Origin of the sequence: Kitasatospora sp. NPDC001603 (assembly GCF_040298365.1) — a bacterium.
Lineage (GTDB): Bacteria > Actinomycetota > Actinomycetes > Streptomycetales > Streptomycetaceae > Kitasatospora.
The window spans coordinates 58,834-85,417 of the sequence record NZ_JBEPAA010000025.1; the positions used below are offsets into that span (position 1 = coordinate 58,834).

27 protein-coding genes are annotated in these 26,584 nt (G+C 73.0%); 13 read left to right on the forward strand and 14 right to left on the reverse strand.

Annotated elements, in window-relative coordinates:
- Positions 1–4 precede the first annotated feature (4 nt).
- Complete coding sequence (locus ABT263_RS17820) at positions 5–1,351, reverse strand: serine hydrolase domain-containing protein (RefSeq protein ID WP_352291324.1); 1,347 nt, start codon at positions 1,349–1,351, stop codon at positions 5–7.
- 104 nt (positions 1,352–1,455) lie between these two features.
- Positions 1,456–2,664, reverse strand: coding sequence for a cytochrome P450 (locus ABT263_RS17825; protein WP_352291325.1), 1,209 nt, complete (start codon positions 2,662–2,664; stop codon positions 1,456–1,458).
- 1,151 nt (positions 2,665–3,815) lie between these two features.
- Here ABT263_RS17825 and ABT263_RS17830 point away from each other — a divergent pair.
- Entirely contained in the window at positions 3,816–4,781 is a 966-nt protein-coding gene (locus ABT263_RS17830) for a hypothetical protein (protein WP_352291326.1), read from the forward strand.
- 125 nt (positions 4,782–4,906) lie between these two features.
- Here ABT263_RS17830 and ABT263_RS17835 read toward each other — a convergent pair whose 3' ends face one another.
- Entirely contained in the window at positions 4,907–5,836 is a 930-nt protein-coding gene (locus ABT263_RS17835) for a helix-turn-helix transcriptional regulator (protein WP_352291327.1), read from the reverse strand.
- A 56-nt stretch (positions 5,837–5,892) separates the two neighbouring features.
- On the opposite strand from ABT263_RS17835, the gene ABT263_RS17840 reads away from it, so the two are divergent.
- The 3 genes from ABT263_RS17840 (at position 5,893) to ABT263_RS17850 (ending at position 6,914) form a co-directional block, all read left to right on the forward strand.
- Positions 5,893–6,369 (forward strand): hypothetical protein, encoded by a 477-nt coding sequence (locus tag ABT263_RS17840; RefSeq protein ID WP_352291328.1) that lies wholly within the window; start codon positions 5,893–5,895, stop codon positions 6,367–6,369.
- Positions 6,366–6,545, forward strand: coding sequence for a hypothetical protein (locus tag ABT263_RS17845; protein ID WP_352291329.1), 180 nt, complete (start codon positions 6,366–6,368; stop codon positions 6,543–6,545). The genes ABT263_RS17840 and ABT263_RS17845 overlap by 4 nt, the downstream gene beginning before the upstream one ends.
- Positions 6,546–6,692: 147 nt before the next feature.
- Positions 6,693–6,914 (forward strand): hypothetical protein, encoded by a 222-nt coding sequence (locus ABT263_RS17850; RefSeq protein ID WP_352291330.1) that lies wholly within the window; start codon positions 6,693–6,695, stop codon positions 6,912–6,914.
- Between the two features lie 228 nt (positions 6,915–7,142).
- Here the strand turns inward: ABT263_RS17850 and ABT263_RS17855 are convergent, their stop codons facing one another.
- On the reverse strand, positions 7,143–7,403 hold the full coding sequence (locus ABT263_RS17855; RefSeq protein ID WP_329491812.1) for a GlsB/YeaQ/YmgE family stress response membrane protein: 261 nt from the start codon (positions 7,401–7,403) through the stop codon (positions 7,143–7,145).
- A gap of 418 nt (positions 7,404–7,821) precedes the next feature.
- On the opposite strand from ABT263_RS17855, the gene ABT263_RS17860 reads away from it, so the two are divergent.
- Positions 7,822–9,807: an APC family permease gene (locus ABT263_RS17860; RefSeq protein ID WP_352291331.1), complete on the forward strand. Its 1,986-nt coding sequence runs from the start codon at positions 7,822–7,824 to the stop codon at positions 9,805–9,807.
- 491 nt (positions 9,808–10,298) lie between these two features.
- On the opposite strand, the gene ABT263_RS17865 is transcribed toward ABT263_RS17860, so the two are convergent.
- Positions 10,299–10,688, reverse strand: a complete 390-nt coding sequence (locus ABT263_RS17865; protein ID WP_352291332.1) for a hypothetical protein — start codon at positions 10,686–10,688, stop codon at positions 10,299–10,301.
- A 395-nt stretch (positions 10,689–11,083) separates the two neighbouring features.
- On the opposite strand from ABT263_RS17865, the gene ABT263_RS17870 reads away from it, so the two are divergent.
- Entirely contained in the window at positions 11,084–11,797 is a 714-nt protein-coding gene (locus tag ABT263_RS17870) for a hypothetical protein (RefSeq protein WP_352291333.1), read from the forward strand.
- Between the two features lie 1,285 nt (positions 11,798–13,082).
- On the opposite strand, the gene ABT263_RS17875 is transcribed toward ABT263_RS17870, so the two are convergent.
- The gene (locus tag ABT263_RS17875; protein ID WP_352291334.1) at positions 13,083–13,967 is read right to left on the reverse strand and encodes a UbiA family prenyltransferase; all 885 of its coding nucleotides are present in this window, start codon (positions 13,965–13,967) and stop codon (positions 13,083–13,085) included.
- A 79-nt stretch (positions 13,968–14,046) separates the two neighbouring features.
- Here ABT263_RS17875 and ABT263_RS17880 point away from each other — a divergent pair, with 79 nt between their 5' ends.
- The 7 genes from ABT263_RS17880 (at position 14,047) to ABT263_RS17910 (ending at position 19,785) form a co-directional block, all read left to right on the forward strand.
- The gene (locus tag ABT263_RS17880) at positions 14,047–15,114 is read left to right on the forward strand and encodes a type III polyketide synthase (RefSeq protein ID WP_352291335.1); all 1,068 of its coding nucleotides are present in this window, start codon (positions 14,047–14,049) and stop codon (positions 15,112–15,114) included.
- Between the two features lie 6 nt (positions 15,115–15,120).
- Positions 15,121–15,642 (forward strand): isoprenylcysteine carboxyl methyltransferase family protein, encoded by a 522-nt coding sequence (locus tag ABT263_RS17885; RefSeq protein WP_352291336.1) that lies wholly within the window; start codon positions 15,121–15,123, stop codon positions 15,640–15,642.
- The gene (locus ABT263_RS17890) at positions 15,639–16,652 is read left to right on the forward strand and encodes an NAD(P)/FAD-dependent oxidoreductase (RefSeq protein ID WP_352291337.1); all 1,014 of its coding nucleotides are present in this window, start codon (positions 15,639–15,641) and stop codon (positions 16,650–16,652) included. Before ABT263_RS17885 ends, ABT263_RS17890 begins: the two co-directional genes overlap by 4 nt.
- 717 nt (positions 16,653–17,369) lie before the next feature.
- On the forward strand, positions 17,370–17,594 hold the full coding sequence (locus tag ABT263_RS17895; RefSeq protein ID WP_352291338.1) for a hypothetical protein: 225 nt from the start codon (positions 17,370–17,372) through the stop codon (positions 17,592–17,594).
- 47 nt (positions 17,595–17,641) lie between these two features.
- Complete coding sequence (locus ABT263_RS17900; protein ID WP_352291339.1) at positions 17,642–17,845, forward strand: hypothetical protein; 204 nt, start codon at positions 17,642–17,644, stop codon at positions 17,843–17,845.
- A 286-nt stretch (positions 17,846–18,131) separates the two neighbouring features.
- Positions 18,132–18,596: a DUF5709 domain-containing protein gene (locus ABT263_RS17905; RefSeq protein ID WP_352291366.1), complete on the forward strand. Its 465-nt coding sequence runs from the start codon at positions 18,132–18,134 to the stop codon at positions 18,594–18,596.
- Positions 18,597–19,095: 499 nt separating this feature from the next.
- Complete coding sequence (locus ABT263_RS17910) at positions 19,096–19,785, forward strand: DUF6766 family protein (RefSeq protein WP_352291340.1); 690 nt, start codon at positions 19,096–19,098, stop codon at positions 19,783–19,785.
- A 213-nt stretch (positions 19,786–19,998) separates the two neighbouring features.
- On the opposite strand, the gene ABT263_RS17915 is transcribed toward ABT263_RS17910, so the two are convergent.
- From ABT263_RS17915 to ABT263_RS17950, 8 genes are all read right to left on the reverse strand, one after another.
- A complete protein-coding gene (locus ABT263_RS17915; RefSeq protein WP_352291341.1) occupies positions 19,999–20,556 on the reverse strand; it encodes a hemerythrin domain-containing protein in 558 nt (185 codons plus the stop codon).
- Between the two features lie 187 nt (positions 20,557–20,743).
- Positions 20,744–20,992: a hypothetical protein gene (locus ABT263_RS17920; RefSeq protein WP_352291342.1), complete on the reverse strand. Its 249-nt coding sequence runs from the start codon at positions 20,990–20,992 to the stop codon at positions 20,744–20,746.
- A gap of 26 nt (positions 20,993–21,018) precedes the next feature.
- On the reverse strand, positions 21,019–21,168 hold the full coding sequence (locus ABT263_RS17925; protein WP_352291343.1) for a hypothetical protein: 150 nt from the start codon (positions 21,166–21,168) through the stop codon (positions 21,019–21,021).
- A 1,186-nt stretch (positions 21,169–22,354) separates the two neighbouring features.
- The gene (locus ABT263_RS17930) at positions 22,355–22,648 is read right to left on the reverse strand and encodes a DUF1330 domain-containing protein (protein WP_352291344.1); all 294 of its coding nucleotides are present in this window, start codon (positions 22,646–22,648) and stop codon (positions 22,355–22,357) included.
- A 191-nt stretch (positions 22,649–22,839) separates the two neighbouring features.
- A complete protein-coding gene (locus ABT263_RS17935) occupies positions 22,840–23,415 on the reverse strand; it encodes a hypothetical protein (protein ID WP_352291345.1) in 576 nt (191 codons plus the stop codon).
- A gap of 311 nt (positions 23,416–23,726) precedes the next feature.
- Positions 23,727–24,581, reverse strand: a complete 855-nt coding sequence (locus tag ABT263_RS17940) for a methyltransferase domain-containing protein (RefSeq protein ID WP_352291367.1) — start codon at positions 24,579–24,581, stop codon at positions 23,727–23,729.
- Positions 24,582–24,834: 253 nt separating this feature from the next.
- Positions 24,835–25,185, reverse strand: a complete 351-nt coding sequence (locus ABT263_RS17945; protein ID WP_352291346.1) for a hypothetical protein — start codon at positions 25,183–25,185, stop codon at positions 24,835–24,837.
- Positions 25,186–25,470: 285 nt separating this feature from the next.
- On the reverse strand, positions 25,471–26,184 hold the full coding sequence (locus ABT263_RS17950; RefSeq protein WP_352291347.1) for an NPCBM/NEW2 domain-containing protein: 714 nt from the start codon (positions 26,182–26,184) through the stop codon (positions 25,471–25,473).
- Positions 26,185–26,584 lie beyond the last annotated feature (400 nt).

A 26,584-nucleotide genomic window follows, 5' to 3' on the forward strand; every position in this document is an offset into this window, starting at 1 on the left:
GGGCTCAGGCGTGGCCGGTGCGACGCGCGGTGCGCCCCGCTATCTGCACGCGGTCGATCGCGCCGGTGCGCGGGTCGCGGTGGAACCGCCCCCCGGCCTCCCGACGGCCGGTCCCCGGGTCGACCAGGTCGAACGACAGGTCGGGGTAGCAACGCAGCGGTATCGGCACGTCGCCGTCCACCGACAGCACCGGCGAGCCACCGGGCCCCGGCGCGACGCGGTACCGGGTGCCGCCGTTGGCGTAGGCGCCCGCGCACTCGGGCAGCGCCACCGGCTCGCCCGCTGCGAGGGGCTCGACCACGGTGGGCACCCGCACCCCCGCGATCCGCTCCAGGTCCTCGGCGAGGTCCCGCCAGAGCGCCGTCGCCGCACCGGCGTTGCCCGTGAAGGCGACCACCGTGCCGGTGTCCGGTTCGACCCGCAGGTGGCACGAGGTGCCCTGGGCGTTGCCGTCGTGGCCGCACCACAGCTTCTCGCCCTGCCGGAACAGGGCCAGTCCCAGCCCCCAGCCGTCGGCGAGCGCCCCCGGGTCGGCGGCGAGTTCCGCGTGGCGCAACTCCTTGGCGACCACGGGCGGCAGCGCCGCGGTCCGGCCGACCAGGGCGCCGCCGAGCGCGGCGAGGTCCTCGGCGCTGGCCAGCAGGGCGCCGGCCGGCGCCTCCAGCGGAGCCAGGTTCTGCCGGACGGGGCGGACCTGGCCCGTCGCGGTGTTGAGGGCGTGACCGGCCGCGACGGGGCGGGCGGGGGCGGACGGACCCAGGAACGCGGGCACGGTGCCCAGGGGTTCGAGGAGCAGGGCGTCCACCGCCTCGTTCCACGGCATGCCGGTCACCGTCTCCACCAGCCGCCCGGCGGCGACGTACCCGGCGTTGGAGTAGGAGAAGTCGGTCCCGGGCGGGAACAGCGCGCCCTGGGCGGTGCACACCGACGACAGGTAGTGCGCCGCGGTGGTCCGCGCCGCCGCGTCGGAGTCGGGCCCGGTGGACAGACCGCCGGTGTGGCTCAGTAAGTGACGGACCGTCACGTGCGGCAGCTCGCGGAGCTCGGGGAGGTACTCGGCGACCGGGTCGTCCGGGTCGAGGTCGCCGTCCTCGGCGAGGAGCAGCACGAGCGCGGCCGTGTAGGGCTTGGTGAGGGACCCCAGCGGGACGGCGGTGTCCTCGGCGAAGGGGGCGCCGGTGCCGGCGTCGGCCGTACCGGTGTGCACGGAGACGGCCTCCGAGCCGGTGTCCAGCACCAGTTGGGCACCGGGCACCCGGTGCAGGCGGGCGAGGGTGTCGAGTCGGTGCTGCAGCTCCCGTCGCTCCGGGAACGGCGCGCGTCTGCGGGCCGGGGCAGTGTTGTACACCATGAGAAGGGACTCCCGTTGATGGCTCTCATGTGCAGGTCCGAACAGTCGGCCGCGGGTGAGCGCGGGCCGACCGGGGTACGGGCGGGGGTGCGGGCGGGTCCGGCCTACGGCCTGACGACCTCGACGGGCAGGTGCCGCACGCCGAGGATCACGGCCGGGTTCTGGTACACGATGTCCTCGTAGGAGGGGACCGCCACGGAGCGGAATCGTTCCTGCAGCAGGCGCAGAGCGATCACCGCCTCCAACCGGGCCAGCGGCGCACCGAAACAGAAGTGGATGCCGTGGCCGAAGGTCAGGTGAGGATTGGGGTGGCGGGTCACATCGAAGACGTCGGGGGCGTGGAAGCGGGCCGGGTCGCGGTTGGCGGCACCGAGATGGGCGATCAGCATGGAGTCGGCCGGAAGCTCGTGACCGCCGAGCACCACGGGCCGGGCCACGCGGCGACCCAACTCGGCGAACGGGGGCAGCCAGCGCAGCACCTCCTCGATGGCCGACGGGAGCAGCCCGGGGTCGGCGCGCAGCGCGGCGTCCGTGCCGGGATGCCGGTCGAAGGTCAGCACGGCGTTGCCCAGCAGCGCGGTCGTGGTGACGTGCCCGGCGACCAGCAGCAGGGCGACGAACCCGACCATCTGCTGGTCCTCCAGGCGGACGCCGTCCACCTCGGCGGCGATCAGCCTGCTGGTGAGGTCGTCCCCCGGGTGCGCACGGCGGGCACGGATGTGCTCCAGCATGTACCCGTTCATCTCACGGACGGTGGGGGCGATGGCCTCCAACGCCCGTGACAGGTCCGCCATGTCGGGTGCTTCGCCGAGCTGGTCTCCGCTGAACAGGACGCTCGCCCAGTCCTGGAAGAGCCGGTGCTCGTCGGCCGGCACACCGAGCAGTTCCGCGATGACGATGATGGGCAGCGGATACGCCAACGCCTCGACCAGGTCGAACCGGTCCTGGTCCGCGACGGCGTCCAGCAGTCGCGCGCACAGCGCCTCGATCCGCGGCGCCAGCCCCAGGACGACCCGCGGGGTGAACGCCTGGCTCACCAGCGCGCGCAGTCTTCGGTGGTGCGGCGGGTCCATGCCAACGAAGTTGCCCTGCCGGAAGACCTCGAAGTCCTCCTGAGTGGGGGCGAGGGAGGAGAGATCCGAGGAGTAGGTCAGCGGATCGGCGAGCACAGCGGCGACCGTCGCGTAGTCCAGGACCTGCCACAGGCCCTGACTCTCCTCGTACCGAACCGCTCCGGCCTCGCGATCGTCCGACCAGCGGTTGGATATCTCCTCCAACAGTAATTCCGGGCTGCCTAACTGACGAGCAATCACCAGTTCTCCTTGGGTCGGGACTCGCGAGCATCACAGGGTCTGGAACGGGATACGCCGGGTCGGGCCCAGCGGACATGCGCCATCGGGCCGCACCGCGGCGCCCGGCGGGGCACAGCTCCCCCCGGGCACGCCGCTGGGAACGGCCCGGACGGCGGGATCTGGCCGACCCCCTACCGGGGTTCCGGCGTCCGGGCGAAGCGGGGCGACCGAGACGCCCGTCGCAGCCCGGCGCGCCTCAGCGGTCGGCTGTCATCGCACGCCCCGACCCGCACGGCGAACCAGCCTGACATCGCATTCCCCTCACCCTTCTCCTCTGTGCAACGGCTGCACAGCACCAGCACGCCCCGAGCCGATCGGCCCCCCACGGCGAACCCGCCATAGTCTTCACGGTGAGTCACACCATGGCAACCCCCCGAGGTCGAACCGGAAGGAATTCTCAGGTGCGTCTCGGGCAGGACACCGATCCGCCCTTCGTCGCCCCCGTCTGCCCCGTCAGCGCGCCCTCAACCAGGTCTGCGCCGTCTTCGGCTCCGCCTCCCGCGCGGACGGCTCGACCGGCGGTGCGGGCAGTCGTCGATCGGACTCGCGCCCTTGGCGTAGCACCCAGCCGCACGAGCGGGAGAACGGAACCTCACTGAGGGGCCCCGCCGGACGGGAGCGGGCGGCCGCCGGAACGGCACGGTCAGGGGGCCGTTCGACCGCCGGTCACCAATGGCCGGTGGCTTGGCCTGTTGCCCGGGCGGTTCGGCCCACCACCATCAGGGCGTCCGGCTCGCGGCAGCGTTCACCTCTCCGTCCCGGCTCGGCGGAGGGCATCCGGACATCAGGATCTCTGCAGCAGGCCCAGTGAGCAATCGCGCAAAAGCGGTTGCACCACATGGTGGACATATCGAAGAAGGAGGGTGAGTTCAGCGTGACGTCCGATATCGGTCTCCGCCTCGCCATCGACGGATCCGCACAGAAGGCGAAGGGGGGCCACCAAGAACTCCCCTGGTCCAAGGTCCGGGGACTGGCGTCCGGCAAGGGAAATCCGGCCGGCACGGCCCACGCCGCACGCGCCTGGAACAGCTTCTGCGCCGCCTCCGGGTCGAAAACCGCCGCTCGGCAGGTTGCTCGGCGGCCGTGGACCCCTACCACCGGGGACGGTGCACATGAGTGACGACCAGCCCGGCCCCTACGGCCCCCCGCCACACCACCAGCCCGGCCCCTACGGCCCCCAGCCACCCGGCCAACCCGGAGGGTTCGGACCGGCGGCGGCCTCCGGGCCGCAGCCGCTCGGCCAGCAGGGCTGGGGCCCGCCCCAGCAACCGCACCCCTTCGTACAGCAGTTCCCGTACGGCGGCGCACCGGGTGGCTACCCGCCGCCGAAGCCGGCCGCGGGGAAGAGGACGGGCCTGATCATCGCCGGAGTGGTCGTCGCCCTCGCGGTGATCGCGGGAGGCGCGTACGTCGTGGTCGGCGACGACGGCGGGGGCGCGGGCGCGGGCGCGGGCCACGGTGACGTCACCGCGGACAGCAAGGGCTACACGCTCGTGGCTCCGGAGTCGGTCGATGCCTATAAGAAATCGGGCCCGGCCAGTGCGCCCGGAGAGTTGAACGCCGAGCAGAAGAAGGAGGCGGCCGGCGTCGGTGTGAACAACGCGCAGGCGGTGTCCGGGATCTACAACGCGGCAAGCACTGACCCCGGCGATCCGGCGAGGGTGGGGGGCAAGCGCCTGATCTTCGATGGCCTCTACGGCGACATCCCCGACCCCGCCACGGCGCTGGACAACTATTTCGCCAACGTCACCAAGAAGGGCTTGAAGGGTGACGGCAAAGCGCGTGGTCTCAAGCTGGAGCGCCTCGGAGAACCCAGGGCCGTGAAGCCCGACGGTTTCGAGGGCGCGCTCATGAAGTGCCAGGACGTGAAAGTCACCCCTGACAAGAACGCCGACGCCCCGAAGGGCGGTCCCGCGGAGTTCCAGTTCCCGGTCTGCGCCTGGTCCGACTACTCCACGCTGGGAGGCGCCAACGTCGTCGAGTTGGCGCAGGCGATGAAGGGTGGCAAGGGCGTCTCGCAGGAGGAGGTGGCCGCCTTGACCGCCGAGCTCTACAGGACGGCGCGCAGAAAGGCCTGACACACAGGGGGAGGGCCCGGCCGAAGCGATCGGCCGGGCCCGGTCCGCCCTCCTCGTACGCCTCACCCAGCAGCTCGCACGACACCGCCGACAGCAGTACCCCCGGGGGATTCCTCCGTCCGGAGTCATCCCCCGTAGCGGGTGGCCAGGGTCCGTACCGTCTCGGCGATGCGGTCGCGGAGTTCGGCCGGTGCCAAGACCTCGACGTCGGTGCCCAGCCGGAGGAACTCTCCGTGGGCGTGGTCGATGGACTCGATGGGCACCCGGGCTTCCGTCCATCCCTCACCTGCTGGTGTCACGCCGAGCCGGCGGGCTCCCTCCGGGGTGAGCCGAACCAGAGCCTCCCCGGTGTGCAGCCGCGCTCGGAAGTCGGCGAGGTAGGTGTTCCAGTGCACGGCCAGGTCGAACCCGTCCGGGACGACGAACTCCTCCTCCAGGGGGCGGAGCCGAACGATCTGGTCGACCCGGTAGGTGCGGATTCCGGCCGGCCCGCTTGCGACCAGGTACCAGCGGCCGGCCTTGAGCACGAGTCCGTACGGCCGCACTCGCCGCTCGATCTCCTGCGGTGCCCGCCAGCGCCGGTACCGCAGGATCACCGCCCGCCGGGCCCACACCGCGGCGGCGATCGCGGCCAGGTGGGGCGTGCGGTCGGCGTCGCCGTACCAGCCCGGGGCGTCGAGCAGGAAGCGTTCCTGGATCCGCCCGGCGTGCTCGCGCAACTCGGCGGGAAGGGCGGCCCGCAGCTTGAGCTGGGCGCTGGTGAGTGCCTCGCCGAGGCCGAGCTCGGCGGCGGTGCCGGGGAGTGCGGCGAGGAAGGCGGCCTGCGCCTCGTCCGCGGTCAGCCCGGTGAGGCGGGTTCGGTAGCCCTCGACCAGCCGGTAGCCGCCCGCGTGCCCGGCGTCGCCGTACAGGGGTATGCCGGCGGCCCCGAGCGCCTCGACGTCGCGGTAGACGGTACGGACGGAGACCTCCAGTTCCTCGGCCAGCTGCTGGGCCGTCATCCGGCCCCGGTTCTGGAGCAGCAGGAGAAGGGTGACCAGCCGGCTCGCACGCATGCTCCCCATTATCCACTGACAGCGGATGTCAGTGGAGTGCCCCTAACCTGCGGCGCATGAACGACTTCGACTTCTTGCACGGCTCCTGGCACGTGGCCAACCGGCGCCTCACCACCCCGCTCGGCGGCGCGGGCGCGGGCGCCGGCACCTGGGAGGAGTTCCCGGGCCACTCGGTGATCCAGCCGTTGTTCGGGGGCGCCGGGAACATCGACGAGATCACCTTCCCCACCCTCGGCCGCCAGGGCGTGACCCTGCGGCTGTTCGACCACGGGACGAAACTGTGGTTGATCTACTGGTCCGACAGCCGGACGGGCCGGCTGGATCCCCCGGTGGTCGGCGCGTTCACGGGCGACCGCGGTGACTTCCACGGCGACGACACCCACGACGGCCGCCCGATCCGGGTGCACTTCACCTGGTACCGCCTCGGCCCGGACGCCGCCCGCTGGGAGCAGCAGTTCTCCGGCGACGGCGGGCTCACCCGCGAGCTCAACTGGATCATGGACTTCACCCGCACCGGGCCGGCCGGCGTATGAGCATCGTCGAACTCCGGCAGTACACCCTGCGTCCCGGCGCCCGGGAGACGCTGATCGAACTGTTCGAGCGCGAGTTCGTGACCGGCCAGCAGGCGGCCGGCATCACGATGGGGGCCGGTTCCGCGACCTCGACGACCCGGACCGCTTCGTCTGGTTTCGCGCGTTCCCCGACATGACGCACCGCCGGCACGCGCTGGAGGCGTTCTACACCGGCACGATCTGGCGCGAGCACCGCGACGCGGCCAACGCCACCATGGTCGACAGCGACGACGTCCTCGCTGCTGCGCGGCCCGGGGTTCGCCCCGGAGCCGTCCACCCGCGAGGTGGTCGCGACGCTCTGCCGGCCGTCGGACGCGGCGGCCTTCGACGCGTACGCCGCCCGGCACCTGGACCGGCGCCATGCGCTGCACCGCACCGAGCACGCCGAGAACGACTTCCCCCTCCTGCCCGTTCGCACCGGGGTGGACGTGCGGGTCTGGTTCGGCGCGGCCGAGCCACCCCCTTGGCCGATCCGGCGGCTGCGACTGGAGCCCGTGACGAGTTGACATCGTGCTGCCACGAGGCGGGGAGCCGCCCGGCCAGGACTACCGCGGTGACCTGAGCACCGGCCGCAGGATCCGGGTCACGCCCACCGGCTGCTGTCCCGGAGCGGCAGCCGCCGGCACCGGCCAACCGGCGTCGGGGGCCTGCCCGACCGACCACCCGGCTCCGGCGCATGCGAGTGCCCCGCCGACCGAACAAGGCGACGGGGCACCACGAGCGGCGGGCGCCGGTCAGGCGTGTCGGCGGCCCCACAGGGGTGTGACGACCATGATGAGGACGGCGGCGGCCGCGATCTGGAAGATGTGACGGATCCAGTCGATGCCGCCGGTGTCCGCGACACCGAAGGCGCCGGCGAGCGCGTTGCCGATGAGACCGCCCACGACACCCAGGATGACGGTGAGCCACAGGGGAATCGGCTGGCGGCCGGGGATGACCAGCTTGGCCAGTACGCCGATGATGAGACCCGCGACAACGGCCCAGATGAACGACATGATCTTCTCCTTGTGCGCGTACGGCATGACCGTCCGGTGATGCGCCCCGCCTTCCCCGTCAGGGCCGCCGCACACCCGTTCCTGACGGGTCTCCCACCCCGTCCACCCGGCCTGGGCGGCCGAGGTGTCCCACCGCTCGGGGTCGCCGGCCGACCCGCCGGCGGCCGGCGCCGGCCTTCCCTTCCTCCATCGCGGCCCTCGCTGCCCGGTCCGTGGCCGACCCGGGGCCCCGTCCAGGCGGCGCGGGTCGGCAGGAGGCTCGCTTCTCGCGGGGGTGGGCCGGCAGCGGCGGGGAAGGAGGCTCCCGGTGCGGCGCGTCCCGGCCTGCCCCCCCGTTCGGGACGGTTGCCGGGTAGCGCATACTCACCTGGCCACGGCGACTGCCGCGGTGTGCTGAGCATCGAAGGGTGATGGGGGAATGAAGGAGGGTCCGGCCGATCTGGCCGTTCCGGAAGTGGTGGAGAGCGCTGCTCCGCGGGCGCAGCCGACCGGAGGCGTCGGGCGGTGGCTGCTGCGCCACCGGGTGCAGCCGGTGGGTCCGGCGGCCGCCGAGGGGCACACCGAGCCGCAGGCGTGGTGGAAGGTGATGTGCCTGACCGGGGTGGACTACTTCTCCAGCCTCGCCTACGTGCCGGCCATCGCCGCGCTGGCCGCTGGAGCGGTCTCGCCGTTGGCGACGTTGCTGATCGTGCTGCTGACGCTGGTGGGGATGCTACCGATGTACCGGCGGGTCGCGCGGGAGAGCCCCAACGGCGCGGGGTCGGTGGCGATGCTGGAGGACCTGCTGCCGTTCTGGCGGGGCAAACTGTTCGTTCTGGTGCTGCTCGGTTTCGTCGCCACGTCGTGGATCATCACCATCACGCTGTCGTCGGCGGATGCCTCCGTGCACTTGGTGGAGAACCCCTACCTGTCCGATGCCCTGCACGGCCACGAGGTCGCCCTCACCATCGGGTTGCTGCTCCTGCTGGGCGGGGTCTTCCTGCTCGGGTTCAGTGAGGCGGTCACCGTCGCCATTCCCCTCGTCGCGGTCTTCCTCGTCCTCAACGCGGTGACCGTCACCGTCGGCCTGGTGGACGTGTTCACCACGCCGGGGGCCTGGTCGGCGTGGACGGACGCGCTGGCCGAAGGCGGCGGCGGTTTCAGCGGCCTGGCCGAACCGGCGCTGCTGGCGTTTCCGCTGCTGGTGCTGGGCCTGTCCGGTTTCGAGACGGGCGTGAGCATGATGCCCCTGGTGGCCGCCGAGGGCGCGAACGCAGCCGAGCGGCTTGAGGCACGCATCCGCAACGCCCGCAAGTTGCTGACCACCGCCGCGGTCGTCATGAGCGTCTACCTGCTGGCCGCGAGTTTCGTCACCACGGTCCTCATCCCCCACAAGGAGTTCGAGCCCGGCGGCGCGGCCGGCGGACGCGCGCTGGCGTGGCTGGCCCACGAGAAGGTCGGCGAGGCGTTCGGCACCGTCTACGACGTCAGCACCATCCTGATCCTGTGGTTCGCCGGTGCCTCCGCCATGGCGGGCCTGGTCAACATCGTCCCCCGTTACCTGCCCGACTACGGGATGGCTCCCGAGTGGGGACGCGCGGTACGCCCGGTCGTCCTCGTCTACACGGCGCTGTGCATCCTCATCACGATCGCCTTCGACGCGGACGTCAACGCGCAGGCCGGCGCCTACGCCACCGGCATCCTCGCCATGATGGTCTCCGGCGCGTTCGCCGTCACCGTCTCCGCCCTGCGCCGGCGCCGCCGTGCCGCCACCGCGGGCTTCGCCCTCCTCACCGCGGTGCTGTTCTACGCCCTGGTGTCCAACATCGTCGACAAGCCCGACGGCATCGCCATCTCCGGCCTGTTCATCCTCGGCATCATCACCGTCTCGCTGATCTCCCGCGTCTCGCGGACCACCGAGCTGCGGGCGGACCGCATCGTCCTCGACCCGGCGGCCCGCCGGTTCGTCACCGACACCCTCGCCCACGACCAGGCCATCAACATCATCGCCAACCGCCGCCAGGCCGGCGACCGCGCGGAGTACGAGGACAAGGAGCGCGAGCAGCGCGGCATCAACCCGGTGCCCGGCCCCGCCGACGTGCTGTTCCTGGAGATCGACGTCGTCGACCCCTCCGACTTCAGCGAAACCCTCACCGTCCACGGCGTGGAGGTCGACGGCTACCGCGTCCTGCGCACCGAAGCCCCCGCCGCGCCCAACGCCATCGCCGCGATCCTGCTCGCTCTGCGCGATTCCACCGGCGTCCGACCGCACTGCTACTTCGCCTGGGCCGAAGGCAGCCCCCTCAAGCACATGTTCCGCTACTTCCTCCTCGGCCGCGGCGACACGGCCCCCGTCACCCGGGAGATCATCCGCAAACACGAACCCGACCCCGCCCGTCGACCCGGCATCCACGTCGGCGGCTGACCCCGAAGCCCGGGCACCCGCCCCGAGCCGGCACCTCCCAGGCGCTCCCCGGCTGCTCCGGCGGCGGCGGCCACCGGCCCAGCCGGAGTGCCGAGTCCGCACGGGCTCTCCCTTCGCCCGAACAAGCCCTCACCGTCACACCGGCGAAGGGCCGCCACCGAATCGGTGGCGGCCCTTCGCTGTCCGCTCTGCCGACGGCAGAGGGGTGTTCCCGACGTGTCGTATTCCGCGCAAGCGCGGGCGGAGACACCAGCAGGTGCGCTCCGCCTCGACCACTGCTGCGGGGCTGCTCCCAGGGCATCACCGGTCAGGCGTCCCGGGGCGGTGGTTCGCCTGCCCACAGGCTCATGCGGCACCTCGAAGCGCGGGCACACCGCCTGGACAACCCGCCGGACGGTGTGGCCAGATCCGCTCCGGATCGGGGAGAAGGGCCACGGTCGGGGCCGGGTCGGTGTCCTTCCGGGGCGCGGTCGACCCGGAGGGCCGCACGGTCAGCGGCGGCGGCCGCCGACGTGGCGGTCGTCGGCCAGTGCGGTCAGTGGGCCGTACTCACAGGAGAGCTCGCTCCACGTCAGGACCTCGCCACAGCGGGCCGGGAATGTCTTCGGGTCGAATTCGGGCATGGTCCAGGTGCCAGTTCCCCGGTCCCTCAGCCACAGGTCCCCGTCGCCGTCGACCACCGTCGGCGGAGCCGGTACGGGCTCGGCCTGATCGGTGGGATCCCAGGTGACCCGGCCGGGGTGGGAGACGCGGCGCAGCTCGGTGGTGGCCAGCCGTGCGGCCACGTCGCGCTCGGACTCCTCGGTGTCCTTGACCGACGCGAGCCGGTAGGCGTCGTCGAGAGTGGGCAGGGCTGGATTCTGGCTGCGCTTGGAACTCATACGCTGGCTACCTCCGTAGGGGGCGCCACATCCGTTAGGGCACCCCGTGTAGGAGAACGCTATCCGAGGCGGGAGCCGGGCCGGGCACGATCACCGTCCAGGTGGAGGGTGGAGGACACCCGGACGGTGGGGCCGGGTGGTGAGCTGGTCCCGGGCATGGCGCAGCCGCGGTGGTTCGGGGAGCGCGGTGTCGTGAAGGCCGAACTCTTCGAGGACCCTTCGGGATCCGATCGGGCACGTGAGTGCCACCTTCGACGGATGTTCGAACAGCCCGTGAGGTTCGCTGCTGTCCCCGGCTCCCTGCAGGGTTGCCCGGGTGCAGAGCGGGCAGGCGCGTCATGAAGGCGATCATCCGTACGGCGGTCGCCGTTCCCACATGTGAGTGAGGTCACCCCTTGGCACCTTCCGTCGAAACGAACTCCGGCGTCGCAGCCGCCATCACGCTCGTCGAAGGCCAGCTCTCCCAGCTCGAGGAGCAGAAAGCCGCGCTCGAAAGCGAGTTGGAGCGAGTCGCCGCGTACGTCACCTCGCTGCGGGTCGCCCTCGACGGCCTGCTCGCAGCCGACGCGGCCCTGCGGCCCTCCGTCGGCACGACAGCCGAGCCTGCCACTCCCCCACCCGTGTCCGCCGAAGACGCTCCGGCGGCAGCGGAGCCGGAGCCGGCCGGGGCCGCCGCGGGGCCGCTCCCCGCAGCCGACGAACCGGAACCGAAGAAGGCAACCCGACGCCGGGCGCCCGCCACCCAGGCAGCGCCCGCCAAGCGAGCCGCACGCAAGCCCCGCGGGACCACCCCTGCGGCCGCCGAAGCCGGCGCCGGCCCGGCCGAGAGCAAGCCCAAGGCACGGATCGCGAAGAAGACCCCGGCGAAGAAGTCGGCCTCGCCGGCTCCGGCAGCCCCGACGGCGCCGAAGCGATCCCGCGGGATCGCCGACGATGTCCTGAACGCCCTCGCCGCGGCCGGCAAGCCGGTGCGGGCGGGCGAGGTCTCCGCGACCCTCAGCCCCGGCAGCACGGACGACAACGTCCGCACGACCCTGGAACGGCTCGTCAAGGCCGGCCGGGCACAGCGTGCGGGCCGCGGCCTGTTCCAGGCGCTGCCGACGGGCTGACCCCGCGCACCTGCCGGGTGGCGAACGCCGCTGGGGTGGTGGATCTTCCGGGGCCGGTCGGATTCGTTCCGACCGGCCCCGAACGCGCCCCGCGCGTCCGGCCGCAGTGGTGCGAAGGTCGCCTACTGCCCCGCCCTTCGTACGGCCGCGCGGAGCGAGCGGACGTCTGTGGGAGCGGCCCACCGGCCTCGTCGTGCCGAGTCGCGCCCGGCCCGGGTGTGCGTGCGCGGGGTGCGTCTGCTGCGGGAGCCGGCCACGGCGCACCGAACGCCGCGTCTCACGACCGGGATTGGGCGCCCTCTCAGCGGGCAAGTGATCTCCACACCACACCGGACCAGCGCGCGGAGGCGGCTATGACTGTCATGACTCGGCTGATCGCGCCACCCCTTCCGGGCTCGACGCCGGCCAGGCCGGCTCCTTGTGCCACTCTCCGCGTCGCTGCCGGATCAGCCGATGCAGTGGGCCGTCCTGGCCGCCATCGAGCGCGGACAGTGCAGGCCTGAACCCTGCCGCCGCCGTACGAGCGCACGGCGACCGTGGCTGTCTCTCGTGCACAGACCCGATACGTGCTCGACCACTTGTGTGAGGAGTCCGATGATGCCCGTCCTCGTCCTTCTGTCAGCGCCTTTGCTTCTCGCCGTGATCTTCGTCATCGCCGGGTTGCGGCCCGCGCGCGGCAGGAGCTGTCTGCCGCAAGCGGCCATCGCCCGACGTCGGCTCACCCAGCGCCATACTCAGCATCTCCGCCGTGCGAGCCAAGCGCTGTGAAATGAGTGCCGATCACCGCCGACGATGCGCCGGGCCGCACCATCCAGCCCCCGTAGGCCCTGCTCAGGTGGCCCGAACCCGGTAACTCCTGGGAGCCGCTGAGCGGCACGGGGCCGTCAGAATGATCACGCCGCCGAACGCGCGCGGGTCCGTGAGATCGATGGCGACGACGGCAGACGACTACTGCGGACCGTCCGCCCGGGCACGGAGTCCCTGGTGACCTGGCCACAGCGCCTCCTCGGCCGATCGCGGAGAGCGGGTCCACCCGCGCCGGTGTCCTGCGCTCGTCGTGAAGGCGGCCGTGGGCGGCGGCAACTCGCGTACCCGGCCCGCTCGCCCGTCCCGCTCCCGGCCACCTGTGGCGACCTGCGCGACGGCCCAGGCCCCGACACGGCCCGAATGGCCCGATCCGTCCTTCCCGGCCCGCGCACCGGTCACCGCCCCGGCGCCGCGGTACCCCCGGAGGATCGGCCGGTGAGCGAGGCGGTGCGGTGTGACGAGGCCGCGCGTGCCGCGGTCAGGTGAGAGGGGTGCCGCGCAGCAGGAGCAGGGCGATGTCCAGGGCGGCCAGCGCGAGGCTGGCGAGGAAGGGCAGGCGGCTGCGCGGGTCGCGGGTGGGGAGGGCGACCGTGAGTGCGAGCGTGCCGGTGGCGGCGAGGCAGGCCCGGTCGGTGGTGGTGAGGGGCCCGGGCGGTCCCAGGACGAGGGCGGCCGCCCCGGCCAGCAGCAGGGTCGCGGCCAGGGCGCGGGTGAGGTGCGGGCCGAGGCGGTGGGGCAGACCACGCACACCGGTGGCCAGGTCGCCGGGGATGTCGGGAAGCGCGTTGGTGAGGTGAGCGCCCGTGCCGAGCAGGGCGCCGGCCGCCGTCACCCACGCCGGGGGCCACGGGTGGCCGGGCAGCGCGAGGGTGACGAAGGCGGGCAGCAGCGCGAAGGCCCCGGCGTAGGGCAGCCACGACAGCGCCGTGCGCTTGACGCCCAGGTTGTAGGACCAGGCCGCCGCGACCCCGACGAGGTGGGCGGCGCCCGCCGCCAGTCCGCTCGCCAGCGAGAGCGGGACGCACAGCGCGAGTGCGCCCCCGGCGGCGGCGGCCACGCTCCGCGGGCGAACGACGCCGGCCACCAGCGGCTTGTCGGTGCGGCCGGTGGCGAGATCGCGGTGAAGATCGATCCGGTCGTTGCACCAGCCCACCGACAGCTGCCCGGTCAGGACCGCCGAGGCCACCAGCGCGCTTCCCCCGGTGCCCCGCCCCCAGGCCACGGCGAGAGCGGTGACGACGGCGGTGACGGCCAGCGCGGGGGCGGCGTGGGAGGCGGCCAGCAGCCCCCGGGCCGCTGCGCCCCTCCTGGACTGCGGTTGAACGGTCGGGGTTGCCTCGGGCCGGACTCCGGTGGTGTGCACGTCCTCATGCTAGATCGGGCAAATCGCCGACTGGCGGTCATTTCATGATGAAGTATCAGATCACGTCTAGGGTGAGCCGGTGACCACAATCGCGGCTGTCCACGGCGTGCTCGCGCCGCACCGGTACGAGCAGGGCGAGATCACCGAGGCCCTGACGGCGATGTGCGCGGCGTCCGACGCCCAGCGCGGCGTCCTTCAACGGCTGCACGCCACCGCCGCGGTCGGCACCCGCCACCTGGCTCTGCCGCTGGAGCGTTACCGCGAGTTGGGCGGCTTCGGGCGGGCCAACGACCTGTTCATCGACGTGGGGCTGCGGCTGGCGGAGGAAGCCCTGAGCGGTGCCCTGGCGGCGGCCGGTCTGGCGCCCGAGGAGGTGGACCTGGTGGTCTCCACCTCGGTGACGGGTATCGCCGCGCCCTCGCTGGAGGCCCGGCTGGCCGGGCGGGTGGGCCTGCGGCCGGACGTGAAGCGGGTGCCGATCTTCGGGCTGGGCTGCGTGGGCGGCGCCGCGGGCCTGGCCCGGTTGCACGACTACCTCCAGGGCCATCCCGGGCACGTCGCGGTCCTGCTCTCGGTCGAGCTGTGCTCGCTCACCTTGCAGCGCGCCGACACCTCCGTGCCGAACATGGTGGCCGGTGCCCTGTTCGGCGACGGCGCTGCCGCCCTGGTGGCCGTCGGACGCCACCACCCGCGGTCCGGGGACTTCGCGGGGCCGCGGGTGGCGGCGACCCGCAGCCGCCTGTACCCGGGCACCGAGCGCGCGCTGGGCTGGGACATCGGAGACAGCGGCTTCACCATCGTCCTCGGCGCCGAACTGCCCGAACTGGTGCGCCTGCACGTCGGCGAGGACGTCCGGTCCTTCCTCGCCGAACACGACCTGAAGCCGCCGGACGTCACCGGTTGGGTCGCCCACCCGGGCGGACCCAAGGTCCTGGACGCCTTGCAGGAGAGCCTCGGGCTCGACGCCCGCGCGCTGGAACTGACGCGGCGTTCACTGGCCGAGGCCGGCAACCTGTCCTCCGCCTCCGTCCTGCACATCCTGCGCGACACCCTCGCCCACGACCCGCCACCACCCCCCGGCGGCCCCGGTCTGCTCCTCGCCATGGGACCGGGCTTCTGCTCCGAACTCGTCCTCCTGCGCTGGTAGGCCCGGATGCCCCTGTACACGCTGCTGGTCCTCCTGGTCGCCGTCGAGCGCCTGGCCGAACTCGCCGTCGCGCGCCGCAACGCCGCCTGGAGCCGGGCACGCGGCGGTGTCGAACACGGCTCCGGCCACTACCCCGTCATGGTCCTGCTCCACACCGCACTGCTGGCCGGCTGTCTGGCCGAGGTCCACCTCGCGCACCGTCCCTTCCTGCCGGCCCTGGGCCTGCCCATGCTGATCCTCGTACTCGCCGCCCAGGCGCTGCGCTGGTGGTGCATCCACTCCCTGGGGCCGCGCTGGAACACCCGGGTCATCGTGGTGCCCCACCTACCGCTGGTCAGCACCGGCCCCTACCGGCTGTTCAGCCACCCGAACTACCTCGCCGTCGTCGCCGAAGGCGCCGCCCTGCCCCTCGTCCACGGCGCCTGGCTCACCGCGACCGCCTTCACCCTGCTCAACCTCCCCCTGCTCGCCACCCGGCTGCGCTGCGAGAACGCCGCCCTGGCCGGCTGCGCCACGGCGTCGACGTGATCGACCTCCTCGTCGCCGGCGGCGGCCCCGCCGGCCTCGCCACCGCGATCCACGCCGCCCTGGCCGGGCTCGACGTGGTGGTCCTCGAACCACGTCCCGCCCCGATCGACAAGGCGTGCGGCGAGGGACTGATGCCCGGGGCCGTCCGCGCCCTGGCCGCCCTGGACGTGCCGGTGGTCGGCCACCCGATCCGCGGCATCCGCTACCTGGACGACCGCCACCGCGCGGAGGGCAGGTTCCGCCACGAGGCGGGGATGGGCGTGCGGCGCACCGTCCTGCACGCCGCGCTGTCCCGCCGGGCCGCCGAACTCGGCGTGCCGGTGCTGGCGGGTAAGGTCACCTCCGTCCACCAGGACCGCGACAGCATCACCGCCGCCGGACTCACCGCCCGCTACCTGGCCGCCGCGGACGGCCTGCACTCGCCCCTGCGCCGGCAGTTGGGCCTGGAACGCCCCGACCCGCGACCCCCGCGCTACGGACTGCGACGGCACTTCGCGGTGGCGCCCTGGACCGACTGCGTGGAGGTCCACTGGTCCGCACTCGGCGAGGCCTACGTCACCCCGCTCGGCCCGGACCGGATCGGCGTCGCCGTCCTGACCGGCGAGCGACTGCCGTTCGACGCACTGCTGCCCGCGTTCCCCGCACTCCTTCACCGCCTCACCGCCCACCGCGGCTCGGCCGTGCGCGGCGCCGGACCGATGCGCCGGCGGGTACGGGCCAGGGTGGCGGGACGCGTCCTGCTGGTCGGGGACGCCGCCGGCTACATCGACGCGCTCACCGGCGAGGGCATCTCGCTCGCCCTCACCGGCGCGGCCCACCTGGTGCGCTGCGTACGCGCCGGCCGGCCGCTGGACTACGAGCGGGCCTGGCGCCGCGCCACCCGCGACCACCGCCTGCTCACCGGAGCACTGGTCCGCGCCCGCGTCAACCCGCTCCTGGCCCCACGGATCGTCCCCCTGGCCACCCGCGCCCCCGCGCTCTTCACCGCCCTGGTCAACCGCCTCACCTGACGGTGATGACGTCCGTGGTGATGGTGCCGGCGAGTCGGTTCCCTCACCTCGTGGCCCCGAACGCGCTGCGCACGAGCACCCCCGGGCAGCCAGTTCCGGGTCTGTCCGCATCCTCCCCCTGGCAGCCGGGGTCGGCCGGCCCTGCCGGGGTCCGCCGGCGGTCGGAGCCGGCCGCGGCCGCCTGGATCACGGAGGCAGCCACCCAGAGCGCCCGGTGGGACGTCACAGCCGTCCTGCCCACCCTCGCCGACCAGACGCCCTGGTCGTACTCCTCCCTGGTGGCGTACTTTCGCGTCCTGGATCCGCGCGCCGCGCACGCCCGGGCGAGCCGGGTCCGGGGGGATGAGGCGCTCGCCACCGACCGGGCCGCCGCCGGCCCCGGCCGGTGCATCGCGCCGGCGCCGGACAGCGGCTCGGCCAGGCCCGGCGGGTGCTCGGACGCGGTGTCGAGCGGGTGCTGACCGACACCGTCCGCGCGCCGCGCGCCCCGCGTCCGTGGTCACCGGCCGCGTCGACGCCGCGCTGGAGGAGTACGGGCAGCGGGCCGAGCCGTGGCCGCATGATCACCGGCCCCCTCGGCCTCCGGTGAGCCGCCGGACGGGCCTACGCGCCGATGTCCGCAGGTGTGAGGCGGTGCGGCCTGGGCAGCCGCACCCGTAGACGATCACCGCCCCGGGACGGACCGGGGCGCGGACACAGCGGAGAGGGAACGGCGACATGGGCGAGCAGGCGAAGAACACCTCGGTGAGCGGCGAGGGCGACGTCGACGAGGCGGTCGGCTCCGCCGCCGAGCGCATCCGGCGCGCGCTGGAGAGTGAGGACGCGGGCCGGGTGGCGGGGCCGGGCGCCAAGACGAACGACCGCCCGCAGGGCCGCCCCGAAGGGCAGGGGTCCGAGGACGAGCCGCCCGCCGCGCCGGCCGCGGACGCGGTGGCGCCCTGAGCGGGCCGCAGAAGGCGCCGACCATCCTACGAAAGGACCGGAATCCGATGAGCACCGAGCGCGACGCGAAGCAGGAGCACGACCCGGAGCGCGAACCGGACGGCCCGACTGCCGCGCAGGGCGACGAAAGCACACAGGACGAAGCACAGGACCTGGACGAGCGGCAGGGAGACGCCACCACGGCCGACCCGACGCCCACCCGCCACCTGGGCCCCGACGACAAACCGGCCCCGGAGGAGTCGAGCCGCTGACCTTCCGGTCCTGACCGGAAGGGAAGTCCGGTGGCCCCACCTGAGCGGTGAGGGTTGGCGCCACCAAGTGTGCGAAGGTGCCAGCCCGCCGGGCTGGCACCCGGACACCGCCGGAAGGACCACGGTCCACCGCCGGCACCCGCACCGACGGCCCGGCAGTAGGAAGCGGCCAGGAGCGGCGGGTCGGGAAGCGGCAGCGGGACCCGCCGGGAACCGGGGACCGATCCGGGCCCCCGGGACAGGCGCCCGGCAAGCACAGCCCGAGCCCCACGAAAGGACGGACATGATGACCGCAACGGACGACGCCAGGGGTGACGACGTCTACCAGCCCGATGCCACAACCGAGGTCGGCGACGACGCAGGCCTCCTGGACCCGGAGGACACCCTGCTCGACCGGGCCGCCGGTCCCTACGAGGAGGGCTGGTCCCCGCCGGAACGGCCGCTCGCCGTCGAACACCAGGGCACCACGGCGGCGGAGCAGAACGAAGGCGAGAGCCTGGACCAGCGGCTGGCCGAGGAGGTCCCGGACCCAACGCTGGCCGTCCCCGCCCAGGACCCCGCAGACGGCACCGACGAGACCGCCGACACGAGCGAAGAGCCTCGCGACGAGGAGGTAGGTGCCGCCCGCGCGGGCCGGCTGCGCCCCCGGGCCACCGGACCGAGTACCTTCGCGACGGATGTCGGTGTCGACGGAGGCGCCGCGTCTGCCGAGGAAGCCGCCGTCCACATCGTCCCGGACGAGGAGCCCTGACCATCGCTTGAGCCCGCCCCAGGCGGACACCCTCAGTTCCGGGCCCTGGATCCCGGCGACTGGGGGCTGGCCATGGGGACGGTCAGCGGTGAGGGACCGAGCAGCACCTGCTGCCCGGTCCCTCCGGGTTCGCCCCCGCTCGCACATGACCTCGACCAGCCGACCGCCCCCGCCACATCCGTGGGTGCGGCGGGGGCGGCTGGAGGCGTGGTCCGGGTCAGAGGGTGTCGCGGTAGCCGCCGGAGGCGGTGCCGCGCTTCTCGATGAGTCGACGTCTACGGCCGGCAGGCCCGCGCCGTGCTGGACAGCGACACCCTCTTCCTGTCCGCCTTCCCGGACGGATGGAAGATCACCGCCGCGGGGTGCGACCCGCAGCCCCGCAAGCCCTACAAGTGCGCGGTCAAGGGAGCGTGAGACCGGTGCGCAGCCTGTTCGCCCTGTGCGTGCTGATCGTCGTCGGCGGTCTGGTCTACTTCACGACGATCGGGGCGCTGCACCGATGAGCCGCACGGACCGCGCGGGGCGATTCCTGCGCGACAACAGCCTCACCCTGGCCCTCGGTGCCGCCTTCCTGCTCACCCTGGTCGGGCAGGCCGCCGCGGGGCTGGCGGAGGTGAACAACGAGCTCGTCGCGGCCGATCTCCAGCCCGTCGGTGTCGCCGGCTATCTGACCGGCTCCGACTTCGCGGTGGACGTCACCGAGAACTGGCAGTCGGAGTACCTGCAGTTCTTCCTGTACATCTTCGGCACCGTCTGGCTGCTGCAACGGGGGTCCCCGGAGTCCAAGAGCCTGGACCGGCCCGGTACCGAGTCCGACCGCGAACAGAAGGTCGGCGCTCACGCCACCGCCGACTCGCCCTCCTGGGCCCGCGCGGCCGGACTGCGCCGCACCCTGTACTCGCGCTCCCTCGGCACGGTGATGGCGCTGTTCTTCGTCGGCTCCTGGTTCGCCCAGTCGATCACCGGTACGGCCTCGTTCAACGCCGGGCGGCTGCGCGACCTCCAGGCGCCGTTCACCTGGTGGGACTACGTGCTGTCCGCGGACTTCTGGAACCGCACCCTGCAGAACTGGCAGTCCGAACTCCTCGCGGTCGCCTCCATGGCGATCCTCTCCGTCTACCTGCGCCGCGGATCACCCGAGTCGAAGCCGGTCGGCGCGGCCCACACCTCCACCGGCGTCGAAGGCTGATGCCCACCGGCGGCCCACCGGCGGCTCCGGTCCGGGCCGGGCGGAGGACGCCACGGAGACGCTCCAGCCGGTGGGATCCGCCGGGCGCGCGGAGGTACACGAGTGCGGGCGGGGGCATGACCCCGTCACGCCCTGCCCGACCGAGCGGGGCGTGTGCCCGGTCGGGCAAGGCGCGACAGGGAACCGCCGGGGTTCGGTCGGCGCGGTCAGGGCCTACTTGCCGCGGCCGGTCACGAAGTCCCGGGCCCGGTCCACGAGGCCGACACCGGGGCCGAGGAGCTTGCCGGCCATCGGGCTGTCCGGGGCCGCCGGATGCGGGCGGGTCGGAGCCATGGCCTTCGCCCGGCGGACCTTGTCACCGAGGTCGTCCAGCTGCTCCGGGGTACAGGCCGTGCGCAGCATCGGGAAGAGGTTGGTCTCCTCGTCCTCGACGTGGGCGGACACCTCGTCCATCAGCTGCCGGAGCACCGAGCCCACCGTGGGATCGTCGGTGCGCAGGTCCTCCAGCTGCTTGAGGAGGTCCTCGACCTGGCGGTGGTCCTCGATCTCCCTGTCCGCGAGGGCGTCGCCGCCGTCGAGGTGCTCGCGGACCGCGGGGTAGAGGTACTGCTCCTCCGCGACCGAGTGCCGCACCAGCTCGACGGTGACCTGGTCGATCACGTCCCGCAGTGCCTGGCCGCCGCCGCTCATGGCCCGGATGCGGCCGAACATGTCCTCCACCTCGCGGTGGTCCGCCATCAGTTCCTCGATCACGTTTCCGCCGTGTCCCATTGTCCTGCCTCTCGTCGTCCGCGGGCGAGTCGGTCCGCGCCCAGCCGGAGGGCGTTCCCGCTCCCTCGCGGGCCTTCGCCGGTGGCCCGCTCCTCACCGGATCGGGCGGCCGCAAACTCCCCCGGTCCGGTCCGGTCCGGTCCGGTCCGAGCGGGCGACGGGCCGGTGTCGTGGTGGGTGGCGGATTTCAGCTTGTCTTGGCCGTCTCGTCAAAGAACCTGATGAGCCGGGGCAGGGCTTGCAGCACCGATCCGTTGTGGTCGACGCCGCCGACATCGGTCAGCCGGGGGGCGGCGCCGTGCTTCCTCAACTGGTCCGCGCAGTAGGTCGAGTGACTGGGGTCGACGTCTCGGTCGCCCCGGCTGTAGAAGATCTCCACCGCCACGTTCGGTCGCCAGTCGCAGGTGTTGTCCATCGGGCGCAGCTTCTCGCTCACGACACCGTCGGGCTTGCGGATCCTGTTCAGGAAGGCCTCGGGAACAGGGCCTCGGAGGTCGCCGGGAGGGCGTGGGCGATGTCCTCGGTGGTGTGGTCGCCGTCGAAGAGGTCCTCCACGTCACCGGCGTAGGGGGGCTTGAAGGCATCGCCGGGTGTGGGGTAGAGGCCGTACATCCTGTTCCAGGCGGTGGCGAAGTAGGCCAGGTAGAGGCCGGCGTTCCTGATCCTGTCGTCGGCTGCGGCGGCCTCGAAGGCGGAGAGGTTGTAGGGGCCGCTGACCGGGGCGAGGGCCCCAGCCGGAAGTAGCGGTCCGTGTCCTTCTGTTGGAGCGCGCGGCCCACCAGCATGGTCGCGGGGCCGCCTTGCGAGAAGCCGCTGACCTGGACGTTGCGCTGCAGTTCCCGGCCGTTGCGGTGGGCGACGGTGTGGGCCGCACGCAGGCCGTCCACCGAGGCCGCGACGGTGGCCCGGGGGTCGCCGTGGGGGTGTAAGCCCTCACCCGAGCCGAGGCCGACGTAGTCGGGCGCCGAAACGGCTCGTCCGGTCGAGGCCAACAGCAGGGCGACGAGCCGGTCGTTCGACTCGGGATTCTCCGAGGCGACGTCCTTGCGGTAGACGGTGGTGCCGTGCAGCCAGGAGACGACGGGCAGGTCACGCGCCCCACTCCCGGGCAGGACGACGAGCTGGCTCGCGGTCGTGGGGGAACCCGCGCCGTCGGTGGTGCGGTAGGTAACCCGGTAGGCGGTCACGCCGTAGCGGACCTGGGTGGAATCGATCTCGCCCCGGAGTTCTCCGGCCACTTCCTCCGCCGTGAGGTCTGCCGCTTGCCCGACCTCGACGACGGCTCCTCCCTGGGGAAGTCGGCCGCCGCCGAGACCGGTACCGCGAGCGCGGACACGCTGCCGAGGACAGCCGCGCCCGCCAGGATCCGAGTACTTGTTCGCCGTGAAGTCATGAAGGGATCCTGCCGCTTGGCCGCTGCGCCAGGACATGGAGCCGCCCCCCGGCCGCCACGGGGGGAAGACCCTCTCAGGGTCTGTCAGAGATGCTGGGCGCCCATCCCTCAGGGGACCGGTCGGATGCCACGGTGCAGGGTGTGGATCGGCGGCCTTCGACCTGGAGCTGGCGATGGCGGTCCTCTCCGGGGCATCACCCCGGCCCAGGCCGAGTCCTCACCGCGGGCCGGGCCGCCGTCCACACCGCCGACCGCGACATCCCGCGCCGCCACGCCCTTGCCGCCGGTCCCGGCCAGGCGGCCCGAAGCCGTGTCGGAACCAGCTGGTGACACCGTTCACGGGAGCGGGCCGGTATACCCCGGGACCCCGCTGTGTCGGTGAGGATCCGACCGGACCACGGTCGGTCAGTCGATGCCTTCGACGATGCGGAAGTCGCGCTCGACGCCGTCGCCGAGGGCGGCCAGCGCCTCCTGGTAGGCCACGCTCTCGCGGGCCGCGACGGCCTGCTCGAAGCTGTCGAACTCGATCAGGATGGTGCGCGCAGCGATTCCGGCCTCGTGTGCCACGACCCGACCGTCACGGGCGAGGAGCCGTCCGCCCCCGGCCCGGACGGCCGGACCGGCCAGCTCGTTGTAGGCAGCCAGCTTCGCAGGGTCCGAAATGGTGCGGTAGACGCTGACCCAGTAGCCCTTGGGCATGGAACCTCCAGTGCGGGGATGAGTGCATTCGATGGACGGGTTGGTCTTGGACGAGCGGCCGGCCGGCCTGCCGGCCTGCCGGCCACCGCGAGTCGCTTTCGTCTCAGTCGAGCCCGGGAAGGCGGACGGCGCGCGCGATCTGCGCGGCGAAGCGGTGTGGCGAGGAGCCGGTGGGGCCGGGGAGGGTTGGGTCAGGCGTCAGGAGAGGCAGCCGCCTTCCCGCGCGCGATGCGAGCGCGGCCACCGGGCGGCAGGACGACGAGATACTGGTGGTCGGCGTCCTCGACACGGGCCAGGGTGATGGAGGTGCCCGCCGCCGCCGCGAGTGCCTCGGCGGCCGGGCCGGCCTCCTGCGTCATCCGGTCGATCCGTGAGTGGAATCGGGTGAGGTCCTTCGCCGGGCCGGTGATCCACATCGCGATCCGCGCGCCTTCGCGCAGCGCGGCGAGCAGGTCCGAGCGAAGCGGTGCGTCGTCGGCCTGTCGGAGGAGCAGGTCGTGCAGGCGTTCCTGCCCGCACGGCTGGGTGGGCGCTGCCTCGGCCAGCGTCCGGCACTTGCGGCACGAGGCCAGGCCCTGTGGCTGGAAGTGGCGGAGGAAGAACGTCAGGTATCGGCCGCGGATCCCGCACAGGGTGCGGCGGCCGTCGGCGGCGTGCTCCACGCCGGGCACTCCTTCGACTCCGGCCGCGGGGAACTCGGCCGGCTCTCGCGCGGTGGCGAACGACCAGGTCCCGCCCGAGGCGGCGCTATCGGCGGTGTCGATCACGGGAGGCAGCATGCCATGTCTCGTAGCCGTCACCCGCCCGAGGGTAGGGGCATGGCCGCACGGCTCGCACGCCGCGTTCCTTCACCGGGTGGAGGTTCGCGTGGAGCGCCTGCGCGACTTCGTTGACCTGTGCCGCGACGTCCTGGCGGACCGTGGCGGGCGAGACGGCGGCCAATGCGGCGAGGGTCCAGGACAACTCGGCCCCTCCGAGGGCTCGGCACACACCGCCCGCACCCCCGGGCCTGGAAGAAGAAGGGCGGCAGTTGACCGATCTCACCGACCGCTGACCGGCCGGTTGCCGGGGTCGTAGGTCAGCGCGCGGTGACCGAGTACGCGGCGAGCGCGCGGTTGCCGCGCGGCTTGGCGATGGCCCGGAGAACGTCGGCCTGGCTCAGGACGAGCTGGCGCACCGGCTCGGGCAGCGCGGCCAGACGCTCCTCCGTCGCGGCGAGGTCGAGGCAGGCGGCTATCTCCCAGTCGCCGTCCTGAAGCTCTCCGGTGTCGACCGGGCCGCTGCCGTCGGCCGTCCAGCCGGCCTCGTGCAGGAGCCTCAGCAGCGCCTCACGGGAGAAGGGCGTGCAAACGTTGCCCTGGCCATGAGACCCCGCGGCCTCGGTCTGCCCCTGGATCAGCACGGCGAGGAGGTGCGCCAGCTGGTCGCCGGACGCAGGCGTCAAGTCCCACTCGGCGAAACACAGTCGCCGCGCCCACGGCCGTACCCGGGCCAGTGTGTTCCGCAACTGTCCGAGCGATGCGAAGTACCAGGAGCAATGCGCGAACACAACGTGGTCGAAGGTACTTCCGGGGAAGTCGACCGACGGGTCGAGGACGTCCGTGCCGAAGCCGAATTCGATGCGCGGCCCGAGAGGGCCCGCCGCGATCCGGGCCGCCGATTCTCCGAGCGTGACCGGCGCCCCGTAGGAGGGGTCGGCCACGTCGACGGCCGTCACGCGCCCTTCGGGCCCCACCGCCTCCGCGAGCACGACGGTCATGTCGCCCTGGCCGCAGCCCAGTTCGAGGACCGTTGAGCCGGGCGCGATCTGCCAGCTCGCCACGAGCGCGGCGCGGTGGCGAGTCTGGGACAGCTGGATGTCCGGGCTGTGATCGGCAGCGGCCATGCCGGCCGCGAGCGAGGGGGCCTTGGCGTGGAGATCGGAGTGATTCACAAAGTCCTTGGTGATACTCGACGGGTCGGTGCGGGCCGATGCTATGGGACCCGTGGGCAGCGCCGCCTCCGATTTCCTGGACATCCCGTGATGCCGCAGTCCGAGCAGGGGGACACACGCGCTCGGCTTCCGTCCGATGGTCCACCGTGTGCCAAGGACCGCCGTGCCGTGTCCCCGCACCGCAGGCTCGCCGACATCGAGGCGGGTGGCTCCGTCCACAGCGGACTCCACTGCCCGCCACCGCCGTAGCCGTTCACGATGATCGCGCCGAGACCCGCAGCCGCCGCTCGCCCCAGGTGATGTCGGCATAGAAGCGGCAAAGGGGATGTCCCGGACAGGCACGCTTTTCAGCGCGCCGTCGCCGACCGCGCCCCCGCGCCCCGCTCCAGGCAGGCGCCTGCTCCTCGCCCGGAAGCGGCAGCACCGTCATCACCCCGCCCCCGAACCTGATCTCGTTCGCCGCGCTCCGCCGTCCGCCGCGGCTCACCGCCCGCCGCAGCTCCGCGCGCCGACCGGCGTCCGGCGCCGCGCTCACCGTCCGGTCCTCCCCGGCCCCGGCCGACTGCTGCGCACCAAGCACCGCGACGAGCGCGAGCACGCCCACGGGAACCGGGCCAGGGGCCGGAGAGCAAGTCACCATGCGGGCAACCCAATGTGGCTGCCCGAGCCCCCGGGACGACCTGATACCGGAACTCCCGCCGTCGGACGACACCCCGAGGCCGGCCTGCCAGGGCCCGTACCAGCCGGCCGCCGTCCGGGCCGTCGGGCAGAGGCACACCGGGCCGCCGTCCGGCGGTCCGCGGACGGCTTCGCCGGACAGACGCGTACCGAGACAGGCCGGAACGCCGCAGGCGTGAACCCCCAGACCGGCCACAGACCAAGGGCGGACTCAGGGGGCCTTGGTGACGACGGGTTCGATCCACGCGCCCACGTTGTTCGAACCGAAGGTGTAGCAGTAGGTGGAGCCAAGGGTGACGCGGAAGACGCCCTGGACGTTCAAAGTCACGGGCGTCGTCGAGCCGACCGGCACATCTCGTTCCAGTTTCCGGGCGCCGTCCAGCTCGATGTACATCCTCACGGTCTTGCCGGAGGACGAGCTGTCGGCCAGGCCGTATGACGTGGTCAGGGTGGTGTACTGGCGGTCCAGTTGCCAGGTGGCGGTGGCGCAGGTGCTGGAGAGCACGGTGGGGTACAGCGTGCCGTTGACGTTCTGCGGTCCGCGGTCGTAGTTGCCCTGTTCATGGTCGACGGGCAGCAGGTCGTCCACGAGGGAGACCCGCCCGGGTGTGGTGGGCGGCGGCTGGCCGCTGCCGCTCGGGGCCGGAGCGGTGATGGGCGTGGAGGGGCCTGCCGGGGTCGCGGTCACGGTCACGGTCACCGTGGCGCGTACGGTCTCGGTGACGGTGCTGGCGGTGGGTGAGTTCACCACGGCGGGAAGTCCGAGGAAGCCGAGGAGGAGACCGGCGAGGGCGGTGCCGGCCGAGACGAGCGCCGCGATCTCGCCGAGGCGGCGGCCGGACGCGGGCGCGGGTCCGCCTCCGGCACCCGGCGGCGGGCCCGGGGGCACCGGCGGGACACCGCCCGGCGACGGTTCAGCAGTCACTGCCGGCTCCTTCAAACGGCGTCACCGCACGGGCGTTCGCTCCCCTGCGCCGACTGACGGAATATCAGGAACGATATTCGCCGATCCCGAGCCCGCACAACAGAGGGCCTGCGGGAAGCAGGGGGCCGCGCTGTCCGGAGTGCCGCGTAACACGCGAGGCCAGGGCGTAGTCGATCCGGGGGTGAGAACCAGCGGCACCACCTCTGCCTTCTCCCCGGCCCCGGCCCGGCGGGCTCGACCCGAAGGCCGGCCGCGCCGTCACCGGGTCGGCGATCGGCTCGCCGCGCTCTCCGGGCGCTGCGGAGGGCGTCGAGTGCCTCGCCCCGTCCGTGGTGGGCACGGGGCCGGCCGCGATCACCGAAGGCGGCGGACCAGGCCGGCTGCACCGGCCGACGCGAGT

Excerpts from the sequence above, each read along its gene's own strand:
- ABT263_RS17835 (WP_352291327.1), bottom strand. The coding sequence starts at position 5,836 with ATGCGTGCGAGCCGGCTGGTCACCCTTCTCCTGCTGCTCCAGAACCGG.
- ABT263_RS17915 (WP_352291341.1), bottom strand. The coding sequence starts at position 20,556 with ATGGGACACGGCGGAAACGTGATCGAGGAACTGATGGCGGACCACCGC.
- ABT263_RS17860 (WP_352291331.1), top strand. The coding sequence starts at position 7,822 with ATGAAGGAGGGTCCGGCCGATCTGGCCGTTCCGGAAGTGGTGGAGAGC.
- ABT263_RS17845 (WP_352291329.1), top strand. The coding sequence starts at position 6,366 with ATGAGCATCGTCGAACTCCGGCAGTACACCCTGCGTCCCGGCGCCCGG.
- ABT263_RS17925 (WP_352291343.1), bottom strand. The coding sequence starts at position 21,168 with ATGTACGGCCTCTACCCCACACCCGGCGATGCCTTCAAGCCCCCCTAC.
- ABT263_RS17930 (WP_352291344.1), bottom strand. The coding sequence starts at position 22,648 with ATGCCCAAGGGCTACTGGGTCAGCGTCTACCGCACCATTTCGGACCCT.
- ABT263_RS17840 (WP_352291328.1), top strand. The coding sequence starts at position 5,893 with ATGAACGACTTCGACTTCTTGCACGGCTCCTGGCACGTGGCCAACCGG.
- ABT263_RS17820 (WP_352291324.1), bottom strand. The coding sequence starts at position 1,351 with ATGGTGTACAACACTGCCCCGGCCCGCAGACGCGCGCCGTTCCCGGAG.
- ABT263_RS17900 (WP_352291339.1), top strand. The coding sequence starts at position 17,642 with ATGAGCACCGAGCGCGACGCGAAGCAGGAGCACGACCCGGAGCGCGAA.
- ABT263_RS17910 (WP_352291340.1), top strand. The coding sequence starts at position 19,096 with ATGAGCCGCACGGACCGCGCGGGGCGATTCCTGCGCGACAACAGCCTC.
- ABT263_RS17830 (WP_352291326.1), top strand. The coding sequence starts at position 3,816 with ATGAGTGACGACCAGCCCGGCCCCTACGGCCCCCCGCCACACCACCAG.
- ABT263_RS17905 (WP_352291366.1), top strand. The coding sequence starts at position 18,132 with ATGACCGCAACGGACGACGCCAGGGGTGACGACGTCTACCAGCCCGAT.
- ABT263_RS17865 (WP_352291332.1), bottom strand. The coding sequence starts at position 10,688 with ATGAGTTCCAAGCGCAGCCAGAATCCAGCCCTGCCCACTCTCGACGAC.
- ABT263_RS17885 (WP_352291336.1), top strand. The coding sequence starts at position 15,121 with ATGCCCCTGTACACGCTGCTGGTCCTCCTGGTCGCCGTCGAGCGCCTG.
- ABT263_RS17855 (WP_329491812.1), bottom strand. The coding sequence starts at position 7,403 with ATGTCGTTCATCTGGGCCGTTGTCGCGGGTCTCATCATCGGCGTACTG.
- ABT263_RS17895 (WP_352291338.1), top strand. The coding sequence starts at position 17,370 with ATGGGCGAGCAGGCGAAGAACACCTCGGTGAGCGGCGAGGGCGACGTC.